Below are 8475 nucleotides of genomic sequence, written 5' to 3'. Positions count from 1 at the left end.
TAATATTTAATAGCTAATATCCGCAGTCATAGCCTTACAGTCAGCTATCAAAACAAATACTACACTACTTAAAAAGCATAAAATTATACTGCTAATTAGCATTCATTGAGGAAGTTTAATTACGATTTGTGAAGAGATTACGCCTTCACGCTCGCAAATAGTGTTAATAATAGAACTAAATAACAAAGGTTAAAGATATTAGGACTTACACATCGAACCAAAAAACCTTGTTGCGGATGGTCAAGAGTCAACAGTTCAAAAACCTTGACTATTGACAAAAAAGCCAGAAAACTTAGTGAAACTGAGTAAGTTCTAGATATTCATCTCTTTGTAGTTAGTTTAGGCTTTTTGGGCATTTTCTACGTAGAATTACCACAACAATGATTAGACCATACAAAATTAGCCGTAGAACTACGATCTCTAAAACTTTTACATAAATTATCTCTTGTACTTAGAAAGCTAAAAACTTTTACATAACTTATAGAAATTCGGTAGTGTCAGAAATTTTGCTTCCCAAAAGGGGTGAGCAAATCAGTTATCAGTTAACAGTTATCAGTTACCAGTTAACAGTTAACAGTTACCAGTTACCAGTTAGTAAACACTGTTCACTGTTTAAAATTCTTGTTAGAGGGTGTTTGAAAAGTTTCAGTAGGTATAAAAATGTCATTCTGACTGGAGCGGAGCGTCAGGAAGAATCTATGTTTTGTGGCATATACCGAGATGTTTCATTCCGCTACGCTGCATTCAACATGACAAAGAAACAGACTTTTCAAATGTCCTCTTAGGGTTTTGTATGCAGTGCGTCATACCATTTCACGAAAAATATGACGCAGATCCAAATCCGGCAACCTATACCAATTCTCACTTTCTTAATTTTGAATTTTGCGGAAAGTAGGCGGTGTCGGTTTCCGTCCCGCCTAACTTTCCAAGACGAATTTTGAATTTTGAATTGGTATCAGTCCTCAATTCAAAAATCGGGAATAGTTCGATGCAGATTTGTAGTTGAGTGTATTCTTGTAAATCTGAGATGCGCTCATTACAGGCTGACATGAAAAAATTACTTAGGTTGCAGTTAAACACTCTAGTTATGCTTCCTTGGCTGATCTTTTGCTGGGTCAGTCTCTGTGCGCCTACATTAGCAGAGTCTCATCAACTAATCACCCCTTCGAGGTTGGTGGCTGGTCTCGCAAACAAAACCTCTCAGACAAAAATTCACTTTACCCCAGCCATTAGCAACTCGCCGCCAGACAGGGGAACACCCCCCAGCAATGAAGGTACAGGTAGTAGAGGGGATTGTTTAACTACTCAAAATACTCTGCCATTAACCACTTTAGTTGGTAGTCCTAATCTCAAGCTAACAGTCAAGGAACATCCAACTTTTTGGATTTACATCCCCTATACTCAAAAAGAAGCGAATGAGGGTGAATTTTCTTTGCAAGATGGGGATGCAGAAATTTTGCGGACTCGCTTTAAATTACCATCCACACCGGGAATTATCAGCATGACTTTACCTTCTACTGCGTCGCCCTTAGTCATAGGTAAAGAATATCGTTGGTATTTAGATATCAATTGTTCTAGCCCCAGATCCTCTAGTGAATCACCAACCCCAGCTTCCTTGACTGGTTTAGTGCAACGAGTCTCCATATCATCTCAACTCCAGCAGGAATTAAATGCAGCCAAAACGCCTCTGGAAAAAATCAGTACTTATGCTGAAAATGGTATTTGGATAGAAGCATTAACCGAGTTAGCACAACTACGTTTACGAGAACCACAAAATTTACAACTGCGAAATATTTGGGTGGAGTTGTTGAGTGCTAAAGATGTAGGTTTAGCCAAAATTGCTCAAGAACCAATTTTAGGCTTGATGACAATTACCAATTCTTTTATAGAATAGATGATGCCCTTAACATTACAGACGCTGTTCTCAAAATAAGGCAATTCCCTGTAACCTATAACCTGTAACCTGTAACCTGTTCAGTCTGTAATCATTACCAATCACGGATTTTTAATGTATCTAAAAAAACGTGGTAAACACAAGATATTCATCGGTATGGCTCCGGGAGTTGGTAAAACTTACCGGATGCTAGAAGAAGCGCACGCACTTAAACAAGAAGGTATTGACGTTGTTATCGGGCTGTTAGAAACCCACGGACGCAAAGAAACAGCCGATAAAGCCGAGGGGCTAGAAATTATACCGCGTAAACAAATTATCCGGGGTGAATTGACACTAACGGAAATGGATACAGAGACGATCTTAAAGCGATCGCCCCAATTAGTGTTAGTCGATGAACTCGCTCATACTAACATCCCCGGTTCCCCAAGAGAAAAGCGCTACGAAGATGTGGAAGTCATTCTCGCCGCCGGGATTGATGTCTATTCCACAATGAATGTCCAACACTTAGAGAGTCTCAATGATGTGGTAGCGCGAATCACTAGTATAGTAGTGAGAGAGCGTGTGGCTGACCGCATTCTAGAAGAAGCAGATGAGGTTGTGGTAGTAGATGTAACACCAGAAACTCTCCAAGAAAGATTACGAGAAGGCAAAATTTATGCTCCCCAGAAAATTCAACAATCCCTCGACAACTTTTTCCAACGTCGTAACCTCATCGCTTTACGAGAGTTGGCTTTGCGAGAAGTGGCTGACAACGTAGAAGAAGAAGCAATTGCCACTATTCCCAATGGACAATTCTGTAACATTCACGAACGAGTTTTAGTCTGTGTTTCTACTTATCCCAATTCAGTGCAACTGTTGCGGCGGGGTGCAAGAATAGCTAGCTACATGAATGCCCCATTATATGTATTGTTTGTAGCTAATCCCGAACGTTTTCTCACCAAAGCAGAAAGCTTACATATAGATACCTGTGAAAAATTGTGCAACGAATTTGAAGGGACATTTATTCATGTTACTGATACTAACATAGCCAAAGCGATCGCTGAAGTTGCCGAAAAATATCGCATCACACAAATCGTCATTGGTGAAAGTCAGCGTTCTCGCTGGCAAATCCTTCTCAAAGGTTCTCTGACGCAAAAATTAGTCCGCCTACTGAAAAACATTGATTTACATATCATCGCTACAGAAAAAACACCCGCCTCTAAGCGTTGAATCTCCCACTATATAGTCATCCTCAATCATTCGTGAGAAACTGAATTACTGTTTATGTATCGCTATATGAGCAGTTAGCGTGCAGAATATTTACAGTATTGCCCAAAATTATGGAAAACTTTCCAGTGGTTGCTCAAGCAGGTGCATATCCACCCAACAACACTCCAGAACATGAACTCCTAGCGCCGTCGGCAGTGGATGCTGCTGTGCCAGCGCCGCATCGCGTAGGCAGTGACTTTGATCGAGCCATGATGCAAAGGTGTTTAGAATTAGCTCGTCAAGCTTTGGGACGCACGTCACCAAATCCGTTAGTCGGGGCAGTAGTTGTCAAAGATGGAAAAATTGTTGGGGAAGGGTTTCATCCCCGTGCGGGTGAGCCTCATGCCGAAGTTTTTGCCCTGAGAGCAGCCGGAGAACTAGCTCGTGGTGCTACAGTTTATGTCAATCTGGAACCATGCAATCACTACGGACGTACTCCCCCTTGTTCGGAAGGGTTGATTGCGGCTGGTGTGGCTCAGGTGGTGGTGGGTATGGTTGATCCTAATCCACTGGTAGCTGGTGGTGGTATTAAGCGGTTACGTGCGGCTGGAGTAGAGGTATTGGTGGGGGTAGAGGTGGAAGCTTGTGCAAAGCTGAATGAAGCTTTTGTTCACCGGATTCTTCACAAGCAACCTTTTGGCATTTTGAAATATGCTATGACTTTAGATGGTAAGATTGCCAGTACTTCTGGACACAGTGCTTGGGTTACAAATCAAGCGGCGCGTGGGGAAGTTCATCAACTGCGGGCGGCTTGTGATGCCGTAATTGTCGGTGGCAATACAATACGTCTAGATAATCCTTACTTGACCAGTCATCAAATCGGGATACACAATCCTTTACGAGTGGTGATGAGTCGTCGTCTCGATTTACCGACAGATGCTCATGTGTGGGACACAGCAGTAGCCCCCACCTTGGTATTGACAGAAGTGGGGGCTAACCCAGATTTTCTGCGAGAAAAAGGTGTAGAGATAGTAGAATTAGCATCACTCACACCACAGACGGCAATGGCTCATTTATACGAGCGAGGTTTTTGTAGCGTGTTATGGGAATGTGGTGGGACTTTAGCTGCTAGTGCGATCGCTCAAGGTACAGTACAAAAAATTTTAGCCTTTATTGCCCCAAAAATTATCGGTGGTCATCTAGCACCTACACCCGTAGGTGATTTAGGCTTGACTACTATGGCTGAAGCTTTAATTCTAGAACGTGTCCGTTGGCGTGTAGTGGATTCTGATTGCTTGGTGGAGGGTTATTTGCCGCAAAAGCATTAATTAACCAGTCCATAGCCAATAGCGATCTCTATTGACTATGGACTAATGTCTTGGTGATTTGTTACTAAGAATATTGGCGCTCATAAGCCATATCACGTATCAAAGTTATCCGAGATTGAACATAAGCAATCAAAAAGTCGGTTTCATTCGGTTCTAAAAATGCTTGTGTCTTGATTTGGTGTACTAGCCATTGCACCAAGCTAGCATCATCCATCTGCAAGAGGGTCTTAGTTTGGGAATTTTCAACTACAGACCAAAGCTGACGCAGAATTTTAGGAGTCATCAGACCTCAATATAATCTTTAGCTTTGCTGTTTTCAGATTACACAATTAAAACAGCAGATCACGATATTCATCTCAACCTGAGACAACTATTATTAAAAACTTAATATTGGGATTTATAACTTGATTAAGTTTAAGCATGAAGTCACCATCGTCAACAGTTCACAAAGCTTAACTTTTTTAGGTAATAGGTGACAGGTGATAGGTGACAGGTAACAGGTAATAGGTAACAGGTAATAGGTAACAGGTAACAGGTAATAGGTAGTAGGCAACTTGTACTGCACTAGGCGACTAGAAGTCGCTGCTACACAGACAAAACCCGCCTACGCGGGTTAAAAGCTTTCTATAGTTATATAGATTTTAGTGTAAAGTTTTATTTTAATTAGTAAAAATATTTCCAAAATAAAATTTATATAATATTTTGTTAACTAGTAATAAGTAATAGATAATATCAATCACTCATTACCAATTACCCATTACCAATCACCAATCACCATTAATCTTCGTATTCCACCCAACTATTAGGTGTTTCCGAAACATGAACTTTTAACTGTACATCCGGCGGAACTTTTTTCTTAGTTTCATCGTAAATGTACTTAGCAATCATTTCCGCAGTTGTTTCATACTCAGGTGGCATAACTTCATTCAAAACACCATGATCAAGTCCGCCTTTTGTTACATCTTGTTTTGCCCAGCGTAATGTTCTAAAATCAGCAACCATAACTGGATGAGGGCAATATTGTGAAGAATGTAGTTGTGTAGATATCGCTTCAATCTTAACTTGATAATTATGACCGTGCATCCGACCACAGGGTCCGTTGTAATCTTTAATATAGTGAGCGCTATTAAACGAGAATTCTGTTACCACTTTCCATTTAGGCATTTTCATATCACCTTATAGTTAATTCTTATGTCAGCTTATCTTAATTACAGATGAAATAGAGGGCGATCGCCTATCCTATCATTGCAGGCGATCGCTCTTTATTTCTACATCAAAAATCAAGCAACTTGTTCTGCTGATCTACTGTGCAGATATAGGATTAGTATTGGATTGTTAAAAAAACTCAGTACAAGTCGATGAACTTCTGACCTATTGCCTATTGCCTTTGAATTTAGTCAATGTCGGTACTTAATTCGTGACTTAAAACAACAGTAAATATTACTATTATTTAGATTATAGTCTGCTATGCTCAGGGCGATCGCTGTGAGAAATAAACTGCCTGTATATGTGATTCTGTTTTCTCTTTGCCTTACCCTAATAAGTGTGCGTTCATTTGGGCAAACAAGTATGACATCAGTACCCCAACTGCTGACTGACCCATTTTTACAGCTACCGACGGAAAACTCAGTGCGAGTTGTTTGGTTCACTGAGTTTGCGGGGACTAAACATACTGTTACTTATGGGGAGAATTTACAACAAACTGTCTATGCCAGCACTACTAAACTCAGCCGCACTAGAGAAGACCAAAATTCTAGGGTAGGAAACCAAACCCAAAACGGACAACTTTATCAACAACCAGTCCTACGGGACATTTGGCGACATGAAGCAGCAGTAACAGGCTTAACTCCTGGTGTGCGCGTTAACTACCGGGTTGGGAGTGTGCGAGAAGATGGTACAATTATCAGCAGTGATATGTTTACCCTGGCATCTACACCAAAACCAGGAACACCGTTAAAAATTCTCCTAACTTCAGATCATCAACTCAAACCGATGACTGCGGCAAATCTGCAAAAAGTGGTAGAGACAGTTGGTAGAGTGGATGCAGTTTGGTTTGCTGGTGATTTAGTTAATGTCCCCGATCGCGCCTCTGAATGGTTTGATGATAATCGGGGGGGTGCATTCTTTCCTGGTTTGCAAGGACGCGCTAACTATCAAATGGAACACAACGGTGTCAAAGTTACTTACACTGGTGGGCAAATTATCCAACACGCACCTATGTTTACCTGCATAGGTAATCACGAAGTTATGGGTAGGTTTGCCAGGACCAAAAATTTAGATGATGAATTTAATGATACCTTTCCCCGTGCTGTTGCTCAAAAGTTATATAGTGGTAAATCCTTAATCGATAATTCCTTCAACACCATCACCTACGAAGAAATTTTGACTCTACCCCAAAGTTTAGCAGGTGGGAAAAAATATTATGCGGTGAGTTTTGGTGATGTGCGCTTGGTGGTGCTTTATGTGACAAATATGTGGCGATCGCCTAAATTAGATGGACAATATAAAGGCAGATATCAAGAATCAGTGCGAGATTTAGATCATCCTGAAAATTGGGGTTACGGACAGTTGATTTATGAACCAATTGCTCAAGGAAGTAAACAGTACAACTGGTTAGCACAGGAACTCAATAGCCCAGAATTTCAACAAGCAAAATACAGAGTAGTCATGTTCCATCATCCACCCCATACATTGGGTGATAACATTGTACCTGCCTACACCGACCCAGTACAAATAATTGAGAGCGATCGCTCTGGTCGAATTACAGCAGTGCGTTACGAATACCCTAAAGAGGCAGACTACATTATTCGTGATGTCATACCCTTAGTCGAAGCAGCTAAAACGCAACTCGTCTTTTTTGGACATTCCCATCTATGGAACCGCTTTGTCAGTCCCAAAAGAATGCACTTCCTAGAAACATCGAATGTGGGTAATTCTTATGGTGCTGCTTGGGGTAATAAAAAGCGAGAAGTACCTGTTGGATATCAAGAAGATTACACTGCACTTGGCGATCCCAATGGCTTGGAACCCGTGTTACCGAACATAAATGCTTTGTTGGGTAAAGATAATCAATCCTTACCTTATATCGCCAGCAATGATATCACAGTTTTTAGCATTTTTGATACAGCTACAGGTATTGTCAGCAGCTATCGGTTTGATACTCGTAAACCAGATTCTCAAGTCATAAAATTTGACGAATTTGCCTTGAATTGAAGAAAAATTTGTGGTCAAGAATAACTTGTTTAACCACAAAGGCACAGAGACACAGAGGAATGTTTCACTAGAATAAAGGATTTGTTGTGTAAAAACCGTAGATTAATCAGTGCTATTTTTTACTAAAAAATGTTTTAAATACTAAGTAATCACGCCAAATTAATTACAGCCATTGTGAGCGAAGCGAAGCAATCTCAGCCCTTGCGATTGCTTCATTCCGCTTTGCTTGATTCGCAATGACATTGTGTATTTAATTTTGTTTAACTACTTAACAGCACTCTTGGATGGATAATCTATTGTTTAGAAAGCCCTCAACTCGACCTTAAGTATTGCTTTTAAATATGTAATCAGTGGGGTTTAGAAAACAAGCAACAAATAGGTTATCGTATTCAACAGGCGAATAATTTTATTGCCCTAATTGGTGAAAGAGGAGTTATGAAAACAAAAATCTTTGGTTTGGCATTGATGTTAAGTCTGGCTACTATTCTCGGAGCCTGTGAAGGTGGTGGCGGTGATACTACTACCACTCCTAGCCCTACAGCTACAGGTGAACCAACTGACACTGGATCTACCCCTGCGGCTACTACCCCTGCGGCTACTACCCCTGCGGCTACCGCTAGCCCCACTACTACCCCTTAGATAGTTGATATCGTTTCCAAGAAAGGTTTGTGAGCAATCTTCACTGCATTGCCGGAAAAACATCTCACCCATGTAGCTGAAAATGTCTAAATCTGACTTGGAGCGTACTCAAAAATAGACTTTACGTAAGGCTGTATTTAATGGACACTGGTGATGACGGTTAATACCGCACCCACGTGTCCAAAATTATAGGTAGGTATTGGGTATTGGGTA

7 protein-coding genes are annotated in these 8475 nt (G+C 40.8%); 5 read left to right on the top strand and 2 right to left on the bottom strand.

Features of this window, described 5'->3' with window-relative positions; genetic code table 11:
- The first annotated feature begins 1174 nt into the window (after positions 1–1174).
- The 3 genes from FD725_RS11375 (at position 1175) to ribD (ending at position 4410) form a co-directional block, all read left to right on the top strand.
- Positions 1175–1894 carry a DUF928 domain-containing protein gene (locus tag FD725_RS11375; RefSeq protein WP_256871891.1) on the top strand — a complete coding sequence of 240 codons (720 nt, stop codon included), beginning with the start codon at positions 1175–1177 and terminating at the stop codon, positions 1892–1894.
- A gap of 114 nt (positions 1895–2008) precedes the next feature.
- Entirely contained in the window at positions 2009–3103 is a 1095-nt protein-coding gene (locus tag FD725_RS11370) for a universal stress protein (protein ID WP_179048239.1), read from the top strand.
- A 110-nt stretch (positions 3104–3213) separates the two neighbouring features.
- Positions 3214–4410, top strand: coding sequence for a bifunctional diaminohydroxyphosphoribosylaminopyrimidine deaminase/5-amino-6-(5-phosphoribosylamino)uracil reductase RibD (gene ribD, locus FD725_RS11365; RefSeq protein ID WP_179048238.1), 1197 nt, complete (start codon positions 3214–3216; stop codon positions 4408–4410).
- A 64-nt stretch (positions 4411–4474) separates the two neighbouring features.
- On the opposite strand, the gene FD725_RS11360 is transcribed toward ribD, so the two are convergent.
- Both FD725_RS11360 and FD725_RS11355 read right to left on the bottom strand, forming a co-directional pair.
- On the bottom strand, positions 4475–4693 hold the full coding sequence (locus FD725_RS11360) for a hypothetical protein (protein ID WP_179048237.1): 219 nt from the start codon (positions 4691–4693) through the stop codon (positions 4475–4477).
- A gap of 494 nt (positions 4694–5187) precedes the next feature.
- A complete protein-coding gene (locus FD725_RS11355; RefSeq protein WP_179048236.1) occupies positions 5188–5574 on the bottom strand; it encodes a 6-pyruvoyl tetrahydropterin synthase family protein in 387 nt (128 codons plus the stop codon).
- A gap of 405 nt (positions 5575–5979) precedes the next feature.
- On the opposite strand from FD725_RS11355, the gene FD725_RS11350 reads away from it, so the two are divergent.
- Both FD725_RS11350 and FD725_RS11345 read left to right on the top strand, forming a co-directional pair.
- Entirely contained in the window at positions 5980–7623 is a 1644-nt protein-coding gene (locus tag FD725_RS11350) for a fibronectin type III domain-containing protein (protein WP_256871890.1), read from the top strand.
- A 435-nt stretch (positions 7624–8058) separates the two neighbouring features.
- Positions 8059–8262, top strand: a complete 204-nt coding sequence (locus FD725_RS11345) for a hypothetical protein (RefSeq protein ID WP_179048234.1) — start codon at positions 8059–8061, stop codon at positions 8260–8262.
- Positions 8263–8475: the final 213 nt, after the last annotated feature.

The sequence above is a fragment of the Nostoc sp. TCL26-01 genome (assembly GCF_013393945.1).
Taxonomy (GTDB): Bacteria; Cyanobacteriota; Cyanobacteriia; order Cyanobacteriales; family Nostocaceae; genus Trichormus.
Note: the sequence above shows the minus strand (reverse complement) of the source record. Positions and strands in the feature narration are given on the sequence as shown.

Excerpts from the sequence above, each read along its gene's own strand:
- FD725_RS11360 (WP_179048237.1), bottom strand. The coding sequence starts at position 4,693 with ATGACTCCTAAAATTCTGCGTCAGCTTTGGTCTGTAGTTGAAAATTCC.
- FD725_RS11345 (WP_179048234.1), top strand. The coding sequence starts at position 8,059 with ATGAAAACAAAAATCTTTGGTTTGGCATTGATGTTAAGTCTGGCTACT.
- FD725_RS11350 (WP_256871890.1), top strand. The coding sequence starts at position 5,980 with ATGACATCAGTACCCCAACTGCTGACTGACCCATTTTTACAGCTACCG.
- ribD (WP_179048238.1), top strand. The coding sequence starts at position 3,214 with ATGGAAAACTTTCCAGTGGTTGCTCAAGCAGGTGCATATCCACCCAAC.
- FD725_RS11355 (WP_179048236.1), bottom strand. The coding sequence starts at position 5,574 with ATGCCTAAATGGAAAGTGGTAACAGAATTCTCGTTTAATAGCGCTCAC.
- FD725_RS11370 (WP_179048239.1), top strand. The coding sequence starts at position 2,009 with ATGTATCTAAAAAAACGTGGTAAACACAAGATATTCATCGGTATGGCT.